Origin of the sequence: uncultured Rhodoblastus sp., from assembly GCF_903903185.1 — a bacterium.
Taxonomy (GTDB): Bacteria; Pseudomonadota; Alphaproteobacteria; order Rhizobiales; family Beijerinckiaceae; genus Rhodoblastus.
Genome location: NZ_CAIUXT010000189.1, coordinates 1 through 17,593, shown reverse-complemented (window position 1 = coordinate 17,593; position 17,593 = coordinate 1). Strand labels below are relative to the sequence as shown.

General features: G+C 67.4%; 11 protein-coding genes. All 11 read right to left on the bottom strand.

Annotated features, from left to right (window positions below; all coding sequences use genetic code 11):
- Nucleotides 1-863 precede the first annotated feature (863 nt).
- Nucleotides 864-3,698, bottom strand: coding sequence for a DUF6519 domain-containing protein (locus QZY01_RS17215; RefSeq protein ID WP_294539571.1), 2,835 nt, complete (start codon nucleotides 3,696-3,698; stop codon nucleotides 864-866).
- A gap of 4 nt (nucleotides 3,699-3,702) precedes the next feature.
- Complete coding sequence (locus QZY01_RS17210; RefSeq protein WP_294539568.1) at nucleotides 3,703-5,766, bottom strand: hypothetical protein; 2,064 nt, start codon at nucleotides 5,764-5,766, stop codon at nucleotides 3,703-3,705.
- Nucleotides 5,763-8,435, bottom strand: coding sequence for a putative baseplate assembly protein (locus QZY01_RS17205; protein WP_294539566.1), 2,673 nt, complete (start codon nucleotides 8,433-8,435; stop codon nucleotides 5,763-5,765). The genes QZY01_RS17210 and QZY01_RS17205 overlap by 4 nt, the downstream gene beginning before the upstream one ends.
- Entirely contained in the window at nucleotides 8,435-10,867 is a 2,433-nt protein-coding gene (locus QZY01_RS17200; RefSeq protein ID WP_294539564.1) for a baseplate J/gp47 family protein, read from the bottom strand. The genes QZY01_RS17205 and QZY01_RS17200 overlap by 1 nt, the downstream gene beginning before the upstream one ends.
- A complete protein-coding gene (locus QZY01_RS17195; RefSeq protein ID WP_294539562.1) occupies nucleotides 10,864-11,226 on the bottom strand; it encodes a GPW/gp25 family protein in 363 nt (120 codons plus the stop codon). The genes QZY01_RS17200 and QZY01_RS17195 overlap by 4 nt, the downstream gene beginning before the upstream one ends.
- Before the next feature lie 10 nt (nucleotides 11,227-11,236).
- Nucleotides 11,237-11,572, bottom strand: a complete 336-nt coding sequence (locus QZY01_RS17190) for a hypothetical protein (protein WP_294539560.1) — start codon at nucleotides 11,570-11,572, stop codon at nucleotides 11,237-11,239.
- A 9-nt stretch (nucleotides 11,573-11,581) separates the two neighbouring features.
- Complete coding sequence (locus tag QZY01_RS17185) at nucleotides 11,582-12,097, bottom strand: phage baseplate assembly protein V (RefSeq protein ID WP_294539558.1); 516 nt, start codon at nucleotides 12,095-12,097, stop codon at nucleotides 11,582-11,584.
- A 33-nt stretch (nucleotides 12,098-12,130) separates the two neighbouring features.
- On the bottom strand, nucleotides 12,131-13,258 hold the full coding sequence (locus QZY01_RS17180) for a hypothetical protein (RefSeq protein ID WP_294539556.1): 1,128 nt from the start codon (nucleotides 13,256-13,258) through the stop codon (nucleotides 12,131-12,133).
- A 6-nt stretch (nucleotides 13,259-13,264) separates the two neighbouring features.
- Nucleotides 13,265-13,585: a hypothetical protein gene (locus tag QZY01_RS17175; RefSeq protein WP_294539554.1), complete on the bottom strand. Its 321-nt coding sequence runs from the start codon at nucleotides 13,583-13,585 to the stop codon at nucleotides 13,265-13,267.
- Nucleotides 13,586-13,593: 8 nt separating this feature from the next.
- Nucleotides 13,594-14,229: a hypothetical protein gene (locus tag QZY01_RS17170; RefSeq protein ID WP_294539552.1), complete on the bottom strand. Its 636-nt coding sequence runs from the start codon at nucleotides 14,227-14,229 to the stop codon at nucleotides 13,594-13,596.
- Between the two features lie 3 nt (nucleotides 14,230-14,232).
- The coding region (locus QZY01_RS17165) for a hypothetical protein (RefSeq protein WP_294539550.1) at nucleotides 14,233-17,593 on the bottom strand (3,361 nt) is incomplete at its 5' end.

The following is a 17,593-nucleotide window of genomic DNA, read 5'->3' as shown; positions in this document are numbered from 1 at the left end:
CGGATATTCCAACCCGCGAAATAGGCGCAAAGCGCGCCACCGCCCCCCGACGCCCTTGCGGAAGTTCTTTTGGCCGGCGCGGCGTTCCGCGGTTGTCAGGACAATGATCCGGGATTCGGTCAGAGACATCCCTGAGCTTCTTCCGGTTGGCTTCGATGATTTAAAACGTCGCCGCGTCAACGAGAGGCGGACCTGCGAATCTTTCGACGTCGAGAACCACGAAGATAATTGCTTTGCCCGGTTTCGAGGAGTCAGCAGTTGTCGGAACACAACGGCAGGACAGGAGCCATCGGGTTTGGCGCGGTCTTACCGGTCTTGGAGTTGATGCGCCCGAATGTTCCCGGCGAGAGACGAACCGGCTCCGCGACAAATCCCCCCATTCAGGCATGGATTATATTGGACCGACTTCGGCGGCAAATGACTCGGAAAAATCTGAAAACGATGACGAGTCGCCATGAACCAAATGGATCACGCGCTCAACCGCAGATCGTGCCAAACGCGTAGCACGTCTTCGCGCCAACGCGAAATATCCCGGCGTGAAAGCGACTCGCAGCGATTGAATAGATATCTTCATCCAGCTACTGGTGGAGCGACCTAGCCAATCTACTCGCTAAGCCAGGGGCCCAAATTGAACACGCGTGACGCGATAATCCTCGCCGCACGCGGAACGACAAACCGATCGTCGGCCGAACCAAAGTTGGATTTGAACCCACGTGTCCTGAAACTTGCAGAACCTGAACCCAGACCCTGATTGCCTCACTTCACCTCTACCGTAAGTCGGGAACCAACCGACGATCGATTTGACCAGCCAAGCCTGCCTTCGCCCGCGATTATTGTCAACCGGATTCGCGCGCCGCGCGCGGTCAATTCGTCACGATGTTCCACATGGTCGAAGCCGGTGGATTGAACGGTCCGTCCGCCACGACCGAGGCTTGAGTCAACACATTCTCCGCCATCAGCCAGAGACGCGACGACGGCAGCGGCGCGCCGCCGGCGAGGCGCAGCGAGGCGCCCGTGCGGAAGCCCTCGATGCGATTGCCGCGCACCAAGATGCGGGGCCCGAGCGCGCCGAACGCCTCGATGCACACCTGCGCGCGCAGGTCCGGCGTGACGCCGCGCACCAGCGCGTGATTTTCGAGCACCAGGAGATTTGCGACATTGCCGACAAAGACGGCGCGCGGCCCGCGCGGGCGCACGCTGGCCAACGCCTCGTCGCCGGGAACGAGCTCCGTCTCGATGCGATTGTTTTGGATCAAAACGCTTTCGGCGACATCCGGCGCGCCCTTCGAGGCTTCGCGATGGCTGAGGCCGATATGCACGGCGTCGCGAAAGCGCGTAATGGTGTTGCCGACGATGCGCGCCTCGCGCAGCACATTGCCGGCGAGACAAACGCCGCGCAAGCCGACGATCGCGCGCTTTTGAAAGGTGCGCGCCACGTCGATCAATCCCGATATTTCGCTCCAGCGCTTCGGGTCCGCGAGCGCCGCCTTGGTCTGCACGCCAATTTCCTTGACGATGTCCTGCGGTCGCGGCGCATTGGCGAGCTTGGTCGAGAGAAACTGCTTCATTCCCGCGCGCACCCGCGGATCGGCGGAGAAGGCGATGGTCGTCGCGCCGATCTGCACGCTGGTTTCGCTCTTGGCGGGGACCTCGCCGGCCTTGAGCGCGCGCGGCCGCGCGGAAATCAACTTGCCAATTCCAGCGATCGCGATCGCGTCCTTTTGCACGGCGGCGATATCGACATTGATCTCGGGCCGATTGCACAGGATCTGATTGTCCTCGATCTGCGCGCGCAGAATATTGACGCCCAATATCCCATATTGGCGCTCGCCGGCGATCAGCGTGCAACCGCGCACGCGCAGCGAAGCCGTGGTCTTGACGTTGTCACCGCGCGCCGCCGGACGAACGGCGAGACAGGCGGCTTCGCGTTGCGCATTGTCGCCGGTTTCGAGATAGACGCCGTCGAGATCGACCGCGCCGCAATCGAGGAAGGTCAGCGCGCCATTGATTTGCGGAGCGTTGGTCTGCGACGCGATGACGGCAAGATCGCGCACGATCACGTCGGCGCAGCCGATAAAGGCGACGCCGATCTCGCCGGCGGGATTGCGAATACGCGTGCCGAGGCCGCCGCCCGTCAGTTTCAAATGGCCGAGGCGCTGGATCGTCACGCCGCCGGCGGGCGTCGGGAAATCGCCGACAGGAAAACAGATTTCGGCGTCGGCGCCGGCGGGCAGGGCGAGGATCGGCGCCTCCCAGCCGGGGCCGGGCCGCACCACGACGGTGCAGGCGCCGCCGTCCCTTTCGCAAAGCGCGTCGAGCGCCTCGGCAACGGTCCTGGCGCCGGCGAGATCGGCGCAAGCGGACGCATAATAGACCTCGGTCGCGGGAATCGCCGTGAGCGGCGGAAATTCCGGCACGCATTGGCCAAAGCCCGGCGTCGCCGCAAAGGCCGAGCCATTCCATTGCATCACGGTCAGCAGACATTCGCGCATCTTGAAACGCGATGGTTGCGGCAGGAAATTCCCCAGCCCGTCGGTCGGCCATTCGATCGCGCCGGTTTCCTCGTCGATGGCGGTGCGCGCCGGGATCAACCAATAATCGCCGGCGCGATAGTCGCCCTCCGCGAAACTGACGGCGACGCCATGTTCGAGCTGGATCGGCGCGGCGCTCGCCACGGGCGCGCCATTCTCGTCGCCGGTTTGCTGATCCCAGCGCCGCAGCCTGGCGGCGTTGGCGAATTGCGCGGCGAGCGCGGCGGCCGCGTGCAACTCGATCTCATTGGCGGCGGCGCGCACGTCCTTGGTGCGCGACAACGGCTGCGCCGCGCCGGTGAGTTCGATGCGGTCGTCGAGCAATTCGACGAATTGCTCGGCGCCAAAGCCGATGTCGGCGTCGCGTCCGGTCGAGGCGACGGAGAGGATCGGGCCGGCGGTCTGGGTGTCGCCGGAATTGCGTTTCACCACGGCGGTGAGCACGCTGCCGTTTTCGCGCGACCATTTGAAGGTGGCGCTGGCGCGCGGCCCACCGCGATGGATCTCGACGCGGTAGAGCTGGTTCTCCAGGCCGCGATAATCGGCTTGCGGCGGCAGCACGCATGGATTGTCGTCGGCGGGCGGCGCGACGGTCGAGGCCGTCAGGGCGCCAGGATTGAACGGCGCTTTCCAGGCGTCGCCGATGGTGGCGCAACTGGCGCCGGCGGCCGGCTGGGCGATCTTGCGCAGCCGCATTTGCCAGACCATTTGCGCGCGCGCGCCGGTGTCGGCGCCGCCCAGCGCCTTCTCGCGCATCGCGGGGTCTTCGACGGCGGTGACGATGCGCTCGAAGACGCGCAAATAGACCGCATAGGCGCCGGCGCCGTCGGCGAGATCGGGAAAATTGGCGAGCGGAGCGCCCGGCGCCAGCGGCAGGAAGGGTTGGCTGGTGAGCGTGCAGGGCGCGTCGTTGGCGCAGGGAACGCCGTCGAGATAGAGCGTTCCGGCGCCGATCTTGAGATTGCCCCCGTCGACCGTGACCGTGAATTGTCCATTGGGCCGGCCCGCCGGACCGACGACATCACGTGTGGTCTCGTCCTCCCGGCGGTTGAAAATCTCCGCCTGCTCATTGGCGTCGGCATCGACCCCGACGCGCCCTTGCTGTTGCAGAACCGATCGAAAACGACGCTCGGGCCGAAATGTGTTTCTGGAAAAATCGCCTTTCATCGTCTCAACTCCTGATGATGCCGGAATTGATCGGCGTCGTGAAGACTCCCGCCTCCAGGCCGATCTTGAGATATTCGGCCACGCGTTTGCGCAGGTTGTTTTCCTTGTGGATCTGCTGGAGCGAGCGGAACACGCCGACTTCCGAGCCGTCTTCGGCGCCGGCGCGAATTTCCGGCGCGCAGCGGGGGCCGAGGCGCGCATAGGCGGGATCGGCCGGCGCGAGGCTGACGAATTCCGGCCTCACCCCCGCCGTCGCCGCGATGTCGAGCGCGGCGAGCTGGCTCGCCGAGGCGCCGGCCGCCTTGGCCGCCGCGACCGCCCGGCGCGCGGCGGTTTCCGGCTGGCATTGGTAGCGGCGCGGCGTGACGGAGGCGCGCGGGAGATAGCAAAAGCGAACGCAGCCCTGTTGCGTACGCGCGCTGGTCACGCGGCCTGTGACGAGCGCATTTTGCATCAGCGCGATCTCGCGCGCCCGGACCTCGCCGACGATCGTGACGCTGTCCAGGGTCAACGCGCCCGCCGGATCGCCGGCGGCGTTGGCCGCGATGGCGGCATTGGCGTCGTCGCCCGCGTCGATGACGCCGTCGGCCGCGCTCACCGAGGTCAGCGGATCGATTTGCAACGCGCCGACAAGACAGCGCGACAGCGACACGGCGCCGCCGGCCGCGCCCGTCCAGGCGACGACGCTCGAAGGAACGGTGCATTGTTGCAGGGCGACGGCGCCGGGGCCGCCGAGAATTTCGACGCCGTCGCCGATGAGAAAGCCGATCAAGCTCAGGCTGGCGCCGGCGCCGAGCGTGACGGTGAGTTTGCCGCCGATCGCCGGGCGTTGGTTCGAGCCCGCGCGCAGCGTCAAACTCCGGCCCGCCGCCAGAACCACGGCGAGATCGCCGGGAAAGGTCGCGCTGGCCGCAACGCGCGCGTCGGCGTCATGCGCGGCGGCGGCGGCGATCGCGGCGGCGAGGTCGTCGCCGGCGACGATGTCGACGTCGGCCGGCCCATCGTCGCGGGCATAGGCGCCTGCCCCGAAATGGCCGGAAAAACCGTAAACATAATCGACGGCGAGCGTCGCCGCGCCGGGGTCCTCGGCGAGGACGACGCGGCCGAGCACGGGATCGATCGAGGCGCGGATACCGAGTCGGGTGGAGGCCTGCCAGTCCGAGAGGTCGCAGATTTCTACCGATTCCGGTTCGATGGCCGCGCCGCCGACCGCGATGCGCGCGATCGGGTCGGACGCCGTGAAGGCGACCGCCGCTTCATCGATCTCGGACGCGGCGGCGCCGGCGGCGATCCGCGCACGCCGATCTTCGAGTTCGGCGAACAAGCGGCGCCGCGAGGCGGGGCTGGGGATGTCGCGCGGAGGACCGCCGCGCGCCTCGTTTTGCGCGCGCGGACGCGCCGGCTGAAACAGCGGCGCGTCGCGGCCGAGCGGGTCGAAGGTCAGGCGCAAGGGATGGGCGGGGTCTGGCGTTCCCGGCGTTCCGCCGCGCAAGGCGAAAGCGGAGAGCGGATAGAGCTCGATCGCGATATTGGGAATGTTCCAGACGCCTCGGCCCGAGCCGATGCGGCGCACGTCCACGAGGCGCGGCGGATCGACAAAATTGCGCGTCGGCGGCGGCGCGCGCAGCGACGCCGTGGAAAGGGCGCGCGGGCGCGCATGTTTCATCGATTCGTTCCAGACGAGGCGCGTATAGCATTCGGTGGCGACGGCGCCCCAGCCGGTGACGTCGGCGGCCAGCGTCTCCAGCACCGACAGCGTGCCCTTGCGTCGGCGATAGCCGATGGTGTTGGCGACTTCCGCGCGCGGACTCGCCACCGCCGCCGAGGGGCCGGCGAGCGGGGCATAGCCGATCATGTCGCCGATATAGGGCACGACCCAATCGGCGCAGGTCTCGATGAAGAGATCGTCGTAGAGTTGTTCGACGTTGCGTTCGACGCCGCCGAGCTGCTCGGCGATCGCCTCGATCAAGGCTTCCAGCGGACCGTGCGGCTCCTCCTCGCGCAGACGGTCGCGCAGCAGATAGATCGCCGGCAGCAGCCCGAGCAGATAGTTCTTGTCATATCTCATGACGCGGCCCTCAATCCGTTCAGCGGCCCATCGGCGATCGTCAGCAATTGCGCGCCGAGCAGGCCGGCGGCCGAGCGCGAGGGTCCTTGCGCGGTCAGCGCCTCTGGCGCGGGCGTAGTGGGGTCGAAAGCCGCATCGGCGAAATAGAGGCCGTTGAGATCGACGGCGACAACGCCTTCCGTCCGCTGCAGAACGGCGATCGCCTCGCTCGCGAACACGGGCCGGGCGAAGCCTCGGGCGGCGAAGCCGAAGGCGTCGCGCAGCCTCTGCCTGGCGTCGGCGAGCACGAGATCGGCGACGCGGTCGCCATCGACGATCAGCGCGGCGTCGAGATCGAACGGGCGCGGACGATAATTGGCCAGCGCCGCCGGCACATTGGGATCGCCGGCCTTGCGCATCGCGTCGAGCAGATCGGCCCAGGCGGGCGTCTCGGGTGGAATGATGTCTCCGTCATGACCGGCGATGGTGACCAGCGCGACCCAGCGGCGCCCGTCCCATAGCCAATGCGCCGAGGCCTTGGCGACGCCGGCCGAGGCGCGGGCGAAATCCTCGTAATCCTTCAGCGTGACGATGCGGCCCAGCGTGCGCAGCGGGAACGGCAGCGAGACGCGCGCCTCCTCCAGCGTCTCGGGATCGCCGCCCCCGGTCGCCGGCACGGGATTGACGACGCTCTTGAGGCCGAGCGGACGGCTGAGCGCCAGCGACAATTGCCCGGCGTCGAGATTGCCGCCCGCGCCAATGCCGCGGCGATAGGAGGCGGTGATATTCTCCTGGCCTGAAGGTGGGCGGGCGCCGTTGACGCCGTCGCCAAAAACCACATAGCTTTTGCCGTTGGACGCGGTCTGTAGCATATAGACGCGATCGTTAGGCCCGGCGGCGTAGAGATTGTCGACCAGTTTCCAGGCGACGCCATTGACGCGCACTACGATCTCCGCGCGTATTCCGCCCGGCGCGGCGGCGCTGACAAAGGTCAGTGGCGTCTGTTTCATCTCGAAACGGGGAAAGGCGACATTGGCGTCGCCGCCGCCAAGCGTCTCCTCGACGCTTTCGCCATGACTCGCCGGCGCCACATTGGCCAGTACGCGCAGGCTTTCCAGCGCATAGCGATGCGCCAGCGGATGCGACAGGCGCAGCGCCGTATAGCCGTCCTCCAGCGTGACATCGGCGATGGCGGCGGTCTCGAAGCCGGCCTGTCCCGGCAGATCGATCCGATCGCCGGTGACAACGATCGCGCGCCCCGGCGCGAGTCCGAAATAAGGTCCGTCGAGCGTCAGCCGGTCGCCGCCGGCGTCGGCGTAAGCCGGGTCGAGCACGATATCCGGCGGCGCGGCGCCGACGCGCGCGGTTTCGATCATCACCCGCGTGTTGCGCAGAGTGAAATCCCCGAGCGACCCGGCGGCGCCGAGCCAGCGCAAATCGCCGAGCGTCACTTGCGTGACGCGGCCGCGCAGCTTGAACAACGAGACCGACACTTCGCGGGCGGCGGCGATGCGCGCGGCGAGCGTCCCCAGGCCTGGATCGTCGAGCACGATCCAGCGGCCGACAACCGCGGCGGCGTTGGCGTTGTCGAGATAAAGACTGTTGGCGCCGGCGCCTTGTTCGGAAATATGGCCGAAGAGGTTGCCGAAATGCCGATAGCGTTCCGCATTGTGGCCGAACAGCGCGGCGGTCGCGCCAAGGACGATCATTGTCAGATCGACTTGATCCGCTGCTTGCGACTTGCGGATCGCCGTCTCCAGGCGATCCATGTCCCAGCGCCGCGCCGCGCCGCTCGCCTCCAGATCGGACTGCCGCCATTGGCGGCCGCGCAGAGCGCCGGCGACAAAAGCGTCGTCGAAATCCCTGGGCGGGGCGCCGGTCGGGGCCGGCGCCGGCGTCGGCGTGATCGCGGCCGGCGCCACGCCGTCCGAGAAGGAGACGACGGTGCGGCCGCGCGGCGTTTGCATATCGACGCCGGTCGCCTGATTGAGAACCGGCGCGGCTGCGCCCTTATGCAGCAGCACGTGGTCGCCGCTCTTCACATTGCTGAGAAAGCCGGGGAAGGCGAGTTCGCGAAAATTGGCGGCGTTGGCGGGAAAAGTCGCGCGGCCGCGCAGGCCGATGGCGTTCCATTCGGGCCGCGCGACGATATCCTCGACGCTCTCGAAAATCTGGGACTTCTGGCCGGGACCGGGAACGCTCTGCGTCCTGGTTCCCGAGGGGATGATCACAGAGGCGGGAACGCCCTCGATGGCGCCCGGATTGGGGTAGGGGCTGGCCGGCAGGCCGGCGACCAGCGGCGTCGGCGGCGCTGTCGGCGTCTCCAGCGTGAAGGCGAGCCAGGTCGCCGCCGCGCGGCCGGGCGCGAGCCGATAGCCCGACAATTGACCGAGACCGACCAGCGATTGGCGCTCCGCCGCAGTGCGCAGATATTGCTCGTTGGCGAAGCGCTCCTGATAGAAGGAGAGAATGTCGCAGAGCACCGCCGCCGCGTCGAGCATGGCGATGGAAAAGTCGTCGGTCTCGCGCGTGCGCAGGCCGAAGTCGGCGTCCTTGCCGAGCGTCGCCAGCATGGACTCGAGAAAGGCGCCATGTTCGCCGACGCGATAGACGATGGAGGTCAGGCCCGGCGGGTTCGAGATTGTCGCGGGAGCAAGCGTCTCGACTCCGGCGCAGCATTGGCAATCCATCACAGCCCTCCTCTGAGCGTCAGCGTGAATGCGCCATGTTCGGGAAAGTTCGGATCGTTGGCGATCGAGAACGCCTCGGTCGCGCCGGGCGTGAGATAGCCGTCGATCAGGCCTTGCGCATCCTGCGGCCGGTCCTCGCGCGCGAAACGGGTGACGCGGGCGTCGATGACGCCGTCGACCTCCTGCGCCGCCGCATAGAGCGGGCTGAGATAAAAGCGCTCGCCCATGACGAGGCGGTCGGGATGGAACAGGCCGGGCGTTCCGTCCGGCTGCAGGCCGCTGGTGAGCTTGCCCAAAACGGCGGCCCGCGCGTCGGCGCGATAGCGGTTTGGCGCGACACATATGTCCATGGCGATGGCGAGCGGCGTCAGCAGGGCCGGCCGAATTTCGAGATCGTGGCCCGCCATGCGCTTTTCCTCTAGGGCGGCGAGCACGCGCGCGCGAAGATCCTCCGTGAGCACGCCGCCCATCGGATCGATGGTCACGAAAACCGTGTGCCAACTGCCGGTCCAGCGAATGCGCGCGGCGGCGCGTTGAACGCCGGGCGTCTTCATCGCTTCGCTGGCGTAATCGGCGGCGGTGACGGCGCGCTGCTGCGTGCGATAGGCGTAGGGAATTTTCTGGCGCGCCTCGTCGATGGACTCCGGGTCCACGCCACCGGTCGCGGGCGTCGGATTCCACACGCGCTCCACTTCGGCGCGGCCGATCAGCAGGTGGTGCAGGGCGTCGGCGCCGACATTGCCGACGCGCCCGTTGCCGACGCGATAGCGCGCGGCTAGGGCGAAGCGCTGCTCGGGCGCGCGTCCGTGAACGCCGTCGCCAAGGCGCAGCGTCGCGCCCACATCCGGCTCGGCCTCGACGACGAAACAGCGCCCCTCGGCGCCGATGTCGCTCTCCAGCAAAGTCAGCCGAGGCGTCCAGGGCGGCGTCAGCGGGCTCTCCAGCGTGACTTCCGGCAAGGCGCGGCGTGGATCGGTCGCCGCGAGATCGCGCGCCGAATAGCGCAAAGGATCGCTCGACGGCGGCGTCAACGGCGGCGTGGCGAAGGTCACCGGATCCGCCGCGAGCCGCGGACGAAAGGCGCCGCGGGTCGGCACGTCGCTCAAGGGCTCGAGCGCGTTCGGCTCGAAGGGAGGGCCGATGGTGCGGCCGTGATCGGCGAGCACGATATTTCCCAGCGCGAAGCTGACGTCGTTCACCGGCTTGCCGTCCTGTTCGCGGCTGGCGACGCAGAGCGGGAAGGCGAGCGCATCCCCCGGATGCCAGGCGATTTCCGTGATGGCGCGATTGTCGATGGGATCGATCGCGGCGGCGTCGACGGTCAGGAGACGCACCGCTTGCCGGCGCGCGACATCGGCGTCGGCGGGATCGCCGCTGCGCGGTCCGCGCGCCTCCATCAGGATCAGAATGTCGCCTGGCGCAAGGTTTGGAAAGGCGCCCCGCAGCGTCGCGCGGGTCGCGCCCCTCGGCAGGCAGCATTCGCTCGCGCCCCAGGCGTGGAACGGCATTTCATTATGGGCGACATAGAGGTTTTTGAGTTCGTCCATGGTCTCGAACAAGCCGGCGCCCTGTCTCACGGCGTCGGCGAGGCCGATCCAGTCGCTGTTTGGCGAGGGGGCGAGGCCCGGCTGATCGGTGAGCAGGCGCGCGCCCCGGGGCACAACCGGCAGCGCGCCGCCGAGCGCGTCCGCCCGCACGCGGATCTGCACGAAGACGCGGGCGTTGTGGCCGCTGTGCATCTGATAATCGACAAGGCGGCCATGGCGCTTGACCGAGGCGTGCAGGCGCGCGGTGGACAGATAGGCCTCGGTGACGACGGCGTCCTGACGATAGCTCAGATAATCGCCGGCATAGGCCAAAGTCTCCAGAATCATCACGCCGATGTCGGCAGGGTTGCCGCCGGTCCAGCCCGGCGCCAGCGTCGCCACGCGATCGAACAATTGCCGCCGCAGCGCGGCATAGTCGCGCGCAAGATAATCGATCTGCGGCGGCGGAAAAGCCGGCGGCGGACAGGCCTCCTTCGGCGCGCAGTCGAAATCGCCAACGCATTCGGGATGGAACGCGAAAGGCGCGGCGCTCAATTGCGGATCGAGCCCCTTCAGCGTTCCGCTCGCGGGCGGCGCATTGCCGACGCGCACTTCATAGGTCGAGCGGTCGCCTTCCGCGCTGAGCGTCAAGGTAAGGACCAGGGCGCCGATCGTCGCCGCTGGGCTGACGTCGATCGCGGTGAGACCGGCAATGCGCACGCCTCCGGCGATGGTGAAATTCTCCCTGGCCAGGGCGATGGTCAGCGGATGCAGAAAATGCAGCGAGAGGCGCGGCGGAGCGCCGGCGATCGATTCCACGAAGTCGATCCCGTTGAGCGGGGCCGGACCCTTGAGCGCCCGCACGGCCTCGCGTCTTTCATTGCCGGGGCAGACGACGTCGGTCATGACAGCGGCCTTTCCAGGGTGACTTGCTGGCGCTCCTGAGTGCGTCGCACGCGATAGGCGACGCGCACGGTGAGGCGGCCGTCATTCTGATTGGCGTCCACGCTCTCCAGCAACAGCACGTCGCCGAGCCATTGCTGAACGGCGCCCTCGACCAGGAATTTGGTCGCCGCCGCGAGTTCGTCGCCGCCCGGCGCGAAGATCATTTGCAGCAGCCCGCCGCCGAAATCCGGGCGGTTGACACGCTCGCCCATAGTGGTGAACAGCAGCTGTTCCAACAGATCCTCGACATGTTGCTCATAGGAGCCGACCGCGGTGCGGCCGCGGCCGTCGATGCGCAGCGGAAAGCGAACAGGATCCATGGCCTTTCTCCTATGTTCCGATCACGCGGGGCTGCGTCGCGACGATCAACACCGGTCCTTGCGGCGCTTGCGTCGGTCCGAGCCCCAGCCCCGAAGAAGTCTGCAACAAGGCCGGCTGACCGTTGACGAGCACCCGCGCGGCCGGCGTGATCCATTGCACGCGCAGACAGGGCTGCGCGACGCCGCCGGGCGCGAACAGGCAACCGGCGATCATCGCCATGTCGGCCATGGTCGCGACCGGCATGCCGCCTACGAACACGCGCGTGTTCGACGAGATCACCTGCACCGCGCCGGCGCCATGCGCGCACAGCGCCGTGGCGCCGACATGAAAGAGGGGTCCGGGCATGGCGTCGCCTCACGTCACGACAAGGGCGCCGGCGTTCACCGTGACCGTCGGTCCGATCAGGGTGATGCTGGCGCCCTTGCCATTCTGAATGAAGATACCCGTGTCGTTGACAATAATCGACGCGCCGAGCGCGCTCTTGAGCATGATCCCGCCGGTCGGGCCGGGCGCGTCGCTGACCAATATTCCGTTTTGCAGCGCCGTCTGGATCGTCATCGCCGAGACGCCGGGCGGCGCGATTTGCGAAAGCGCCGGCACTTCCGCCGCCGAGCCCCACCAGCCGCCCACCCAGATCGGATAATCCGAATTGCCCTGCTCGAACTCGACCCAGACGCCGGCACCGATCAACGGCGCCCACAGCATGCCGTTCTGAATGCCGCTCGACGGCACGCAGGGCATCGCCCAACTCGACGGCGTGAGGCCATGCACGTCCGGCACCTGCACCTGAATGCGGCCCATGCGCAGGGGATCGACATTGTTGATCACCGTGCCGCGATATTTTCCGTAGTAGCGAACCGTCTCGTCCATCGCCCCGTTTCCCGTTCGTCGTCCGCGTCGCGCTCAGGGCGCCACCACGGGCGTCAGGCTGATCAGCCCGTTGCGCGCCAATTGAAAGCTCTGCTTGTATTCCCGCTTGCGGGCGTCGATGTTGTGCGTGACGCTTTTGACATAATAGAGCCCGTCATAGGCTGGCCCGCTGCCGCGCACGCCCACCAGCTGGCGCGCCGCGAGCACATGGCCGTAGCGGGTGACGTCGAGCTGGCCGCTGGCGGTGACCGCGTCATTGGACTCGATCGCCTTGCCCATGCCGGCAATGATCGCCCGCGCCGGATTGAGCTTGGCGGCGCCCTCGAGAAATTTGAAATGCAGCGCCGGCGCCGAGCGGAGGGCCAGCGGCGGCGCGAAGGGGCTGATCTCCGGCAGCGGCACCGGGATGTTCACCTTGCTCAGCGGCTCCTGGATCATGATCGCGAGCTGCTCGCGCGTCGAGCCGTCGAGGCTGAAGCTCAGCGACTCGACATTGGTCGCGTGATCCATGTTGACGTTGAGCGCGGGCTGCGGGACGCCGACGCGGATCTCCGGCCCGAAATATGCGAGATTCATCCCCGGCGCGGGGCCGGCGCTCACATAGAAGACGTAGCCGTTTTCCTTGGCGAGCTGGTTGATATAGTCGAGGTCGGTGCCCTTCTGGAAGTCGATGCGCTGGATCGGCAGATTGAGATCGGGAAACAGCGACGGGATCACCATCGGAACGACGCCGAAAATCGCGTATTTCGCCAATATCGCGGCGATGCGCAGTTCGTCCGACATCGCCGGATAGGGAATGCCCTTGAGTTCGATCAGGCCCATCATCACGCTCACATCCTCGCCGGTGATGGTCAGCGCGCCCTGTCCCGGCTGGTTCGAGGGCGTGAATTCCTGGCGCATGACGATGCCGTCCATCAGCACATTGGGAACGCCATTGACCGTCACCACGAGGATGGCGCGCACGCCCGGATCGAACAGCCCGGCGGGCAGCAGCGTGGTCGCGATCGCCGATCTCGACCCGACCTGAAAGGCGAGCTGGAAGCCGCTGCGCTGGCCGGAGGCGATGGTGATCTGCACGCTCGACAAGGCGTTCGTCACCTCCGCCGGCGCGGGGACCGGCACGAGCGGGCCAAGCAGCAATGTCAGGAAGATCTGCTTCATGACGCGTCAATTCTCCGGCGGGCCGGGCAATCCGGCCGGCAGCGTGATGCGCAACTGGCGGCCCGGCGTCGCGGTGAGATCGGCCGGATCGAAGGCGAGATTGGCGTCGGCGATCAACCAGAACATCTCGGGGTCGCCGAGATATTGCGCCGCGAGGCGATCGAGGCGCTCGCCCTGCGTCACAAGATGGCGCTGCAAGGTGGCGAATTGCGACGGCGGCGGAACGAAGCGGCGCGAAAGATAGGCGACCTCGCGTCCGTCGCGAAGCTTGCGCGTCAGCACTTGCGAGCCGGCATAGCGGCTCTTGGGGGGCAGCGGATTTTTCATGGCGATCCTCACAGGGCGACTCCCAGATCCTGCGTGGCGCCATACAGGAACTGGCGCGACAGGGCTTCCTTTTGCGATTGATAGGCGAGATAGAGCTCGGCGCCCTTGCCGCCGGGCGTGAGATCGTTGACGTTGAGCACGCGCAGCGCCAGGCTCACTTTGGCGCGGATCGGATTGAGATTTGGATCGAAGGCTTCCTCGGTGACGCTGAACTCCATGATGCGCACGGGAACGATCCGGCTGCGGCCCCACACGAACAGCGTCAGCGGCGTCTCCGCCGGCACAATCTCCAGCGTGCCGACACTCGCCAGCGCCTGATTGGACCGCAGCGTCGCGACGGAAGGGTAGATCAGCATCTCCAGCGCGGCGAGTTGCGGGTGCAGGCCGTTCGCGGCCTTGCCCTCGGCGAGTTGGTCGGTGGCGTCGAGCTCCGCGTCGAGCTTGTAGATTTCCACCGGAGGCGCCTTCAGCCGCAGCGCCTCGACGCGATCCCCCGACTCGGGGCCGACGCCCTGCGGCTGCAACGAGCGGCTGAGCTGCTCGGGATTATATTGCAGCACGATCGCCTGCCGGGCGGCCCCGGTGTCGGGATCGGTCAGCACGAGGCCGGCGCGCAATGTGCGGGGGGTGACGAGCGATGTCATGGATCACCTTCTGGAAGTCCGGAATCCCTGTAGTCGATAAAAGCGTACGAGGCGTTCGATCACAAGCGCGCGGAGCGCTTCCCTGGCCTGCGCCCGGGATTCGAATACCCATGCCTCGGATTGCAGCGTCAACCATTCGCGGATGAGCGCTTCCTCTCTTGCGGCGTGCTGCCTTTGCGCTTGGCGGCCGGATTCGCCGCCGATATCGGTTCGCGGCGGCGCGGCGCGCCGTTCCGGCTCAGCTGCGGTCGCGTCCTTGGCGGCGTTGGCGCCGCCAGGCGCGAGCGCCGGGTCGTTGCTGGGCCTTAGAAAGGTTTCACGATATCGGTTTTCCTGCAGGCCTCGGGTCGCGGGGTTGGCGTCCTGGATCGATTGCGGAAGGCCAGCGGCGCTGGGATTGCCCGTGAGGTCGAAGGCTTGCTCGATGGGCATCCGACCCGATTGGATCAGGTCCAGCGTCATCACCGAATGGGCTGCCGTCGCGGGATTTCGGATACCTTCCCGACCGAACATCAACAAGGCGAGATCCCTGGGCGCAGCGCCCTTCGCCAACCGAGGCGGAAGATCGCCCGAACGCACGAGGCCTTCGACATGTTCGATCATCTCGCGCTCGGTGAGCCCCGACCGCTTCGCCATGTTTCCCAGGCGTTTAACGAGATTCCTATAGGTGCTGCCGCTGCCCACCAGTTGATTGGAGACCGTCGCGCCAAATCGCGGGCCGGTCTCGTAAGCGCTTAGCCCGCCGGCGAGTTGAACCACGCGGCGTTGACCTTGCCGAAGCGGTTGCGTGCCTTGCGCGCCGAAGCGGCGAATATAGGCGAGGTAGTCGCGGGGGTTGTTAATCGTCGGATTATTGGGATCCATCCGGTTCTCGGCTTCCGCGACTTCGTCGCTGATCATTACGCGGTCCACCGCCTCCCGCACCACTTCGCGCAGGAATTCGCCGCTCAAATCCTCCAGTCGAACGGGCGCCGTCCCCTCTGGATTGACGCGGGCGAAAAGCTGGAATTGGGAGCCACTGTGGGTGACGCGCAGCGATCGCAGCCAATAGCGCAATTGGAGCCCGCGCAACTGCAACCACAGCAAGGCGCGACGAATGCCGCGCGAACCCGCGGTCGAGGCGAGGATCGGCGGAATCTCGGCGAGCGCGCGTTGCAAACGTTGCTCGGCCGCTCGGCGCTTGTTACCGCGTCGCCGCTCGCGCCATCTCCTGAACCGCCGCCGCAAGCGCCCCATGCCGCGGCGCAGGCGCGCCAATCCGCGCAACAGGCCGCGGCCCCAGCGGCTGCGCATCAGCACGCGGCGCACGGCGCGCAGGCCGCGGCGCGCGAGCCTTCCGAGCGCCTTCAGCCCGCGCCGCCCCAACCGCGCCAGCGCCTTGACGCCGCGCATGACAACCCGGCCGACGCGCTTCAGCGCCCGCCCCACGGCGCGGCCGACGCGCTTGAAGAACGCCATCAGCTTTTGCGCCAGCGCCTTGAGCTTACCGCTGACCTTGCTGGCGGCGCCGCCGAGGCGGGCGATGAGGAACATCGCCAGGAATTGAATCACGGCAATCGCCGAGGCCGCCAGCGCGGTCGCGAATTGCGGTCCCGCGCCGCCGTTCTTGACCGCCTTCAGAAACACGAAGAACAGTTGCGCCGCCTGAATGATTTTTTGCACCGAGCCCCAGGCCGCGATCAGACCCTGAACCACCAGCATGATCGCGGCGGCGGCGGGCACCAGCATCGAGATCAGCTTTTCGATGAGAAAGCCGACGATGATGCCGGGCAGCGACTGGATAATCGCCTGCCATACGAAGCCGGCGATCTTGCGCAGCGAGATGGCGCCGCGGCGCAGGAAGTCGAGCAGCATCTTGCCCATGCCGACGATGCTCTCGACGGTCTCGTTGAACCACGTCTTCACCGCGGTCTTCAACGCCTTCCACAAATGATTGCGCAGCCCGTCCATGATCGAGGCGCCGAGATTGCGCAGCCATTGCGAGGGGCCGGCGGCGATATCCCTGACGAGATCGGCAAAGGCGCCAAGCGCGGCAATGGCGGCGCGCGCGAAATCCAGCGCGCCCTTGACGGCGCTGGCCACGGCGTCGACCAGCGCCGTGTACAAAAGCTCATAGGCGCAGATGATTGCGTTCAGCACGGCCATCAGCGCGTTCAGCAGAGCCATCACGGCCCGCTCCAGCAGATCGGCCAGTTTGTTCACGGCGGCGACGGCAAGATCGACAACGCTCTCGATCGCCGCGCGGAAACGCGCCCGCAGGGTTGGGAAGGCGGCGAGCAGAGTGTCGCCGATGGCTATCAGCAGGGTTCCGGCGGCCTTGATCAGACCGACAACGGCGCGGCGCGCGAGATCGATCGCCTCATGGGCGAGGCGCTGCGCGGTTTCGATCGCCGCGCGCACGAGTTTGCGCGCCGCGTCGAAAATGGCGTGAATGCCCTCGCGCAGCTTGTTGAAGAAGCTGGTAATGCTGGAGGCGAGCCAGCCCAGTATGCCGCCATCCGACTCGCGCTTGGCCTGGTCGCGCTTCTCGCGCGCCTGACGCTCGCCTTCGGCGCGGGCGCTCGAAATGTCCTGATTGCCCTTGGCGAGATGGCCTTGCGCCTGATCGTCGGCTTGCGTCTGGCGCAGCGCGACGGCGTCGCCGGCGTCGTCCGTCGCCTGGCGCGACTCCTCCCCCGCCGTGTTGACGGCGGCGGTCTGGCCCTCGTTCCATTGGCGGCGCTGGTCGTCGGCATCGCGGCGCGCGCGCGCGCGCTCGTCGCTCTGCTGTTGCGCGTTGTCGGCGATGGCGTCGTTGACTTCCGTCTGGCTGTCGGCGTCGGCCTGTCGCTGCTCGGCCAATTGCTGCTGTTGACGCGCGTCGATTTCGCCGGCGGCGCCGATCGCCGCCTGGCGCACGCTTTCGCCCTTTTCCTGCTCCGCGACGGCGACGACGCCGGCGTCGGGCGCCTCGCCCGGCGCATTGCGCCGGGCGGTCTGTCCGCCGGCGCAGGGGCAGCCGCCGGGTTGGGCCTGCAAATCGCCCTCGCGAGCGTCCGGATAGACGGCGCCTTCGCCCATTGGCGCGGCCGCTTCGGCGGCGCCCTGGTCGCGGGCGACGGCGGCTTTGTCCATCAGCGCCGATTGCGCCGCCACGGCCTGGGCGGGATCGGCCTCGCCTTGCAGCGCGAGCGCGGGCGTGGCGCCGGCGTCGACGTCGAGCGCGGGATCGGCAACCGGCACGCTGGCGACGGCGTCCTGCACGCGGCGCGCGTCGGCCTCCGATAAATGGCCCTCGGCCGTGCCGGCGACGCGCGGCGGCGTGAGCGTTTGGCTTACCGGCGGGCCGGGTTGCGGCGCCGCGACAGCCGCCATTGCGGGAGCG

Coding starts and splice junctions, on each gene's coding strand:
- QZY01_RS17215 (WP_294539571.1), bottom strand. CDS start 3,698: ATGAAAGGCGATTTTTCCAGAAACACATTTCGGCCCGAGCGTCGTTTT.
- QZY01_RS17210 (WP_294539568.1), bottom strand. CDS start 5,766: ATGAGATATGACAAGAACTATCTGCTCGGGCTGCTGCCGGCGATCTAT.
- QZY01_RS17205 (WP_294539566.1), bottom strand. CDS start 8,435: ATGGATTGCCAATGCTGCGCCGGAGTCGAGACGCTTGCTCCCGCGACA.
- QZY01_RS17200 (WP_294539564.1), bottom strand. CDS start 10,867: ATGACCGACGTCGTCTGCCCCGGCAATGAAAGACGCGAGGCCGTGCGG.
- QZY01_RS17195 (WP_294539562.1), bottom strand. CDS start 11,226: ATGGATCCTGTTCGCTTTCCGCTGCGCATCGACGGCCGCGGCCGCACC.
- QZY01_RS17190 (WP_294539560.1), bottom strand. CDS start 11,572: ATGCCCGGACCCCTCTTTCATGTCGGCGCCACGGCGCTGTGCGCGCAT.
- QZY01_RS17185 (WP_294539558.1), bottom strand. CDS start 12,097: ATGGACGAGACGGTTCGCTACTACGGAAAATATCGCGGCACGGTGATC.
- QZY01_RS17180 (WP_294539556.1), bottom strand. CDS start 13,258: ATGAAGCAGATCTTCCTGACATTGCTGCTTGGCCCGCTCGTGCCGGTC.
- QZY01_RS17175 (WP_294539554.1), bottom strand. CDS start 13,585: ATGAAAAATCCGCTGCCCCCCAAGAGCCGCTATGCCGGCTCGCAAGTG.
- QZY01_RS17170 (WP_294539552.1), bottom strand. CDS start 14,229: ATGACATCGCTCGTCACCCCCCGCACATTGCGCGCCGGCCTCGTGCTG.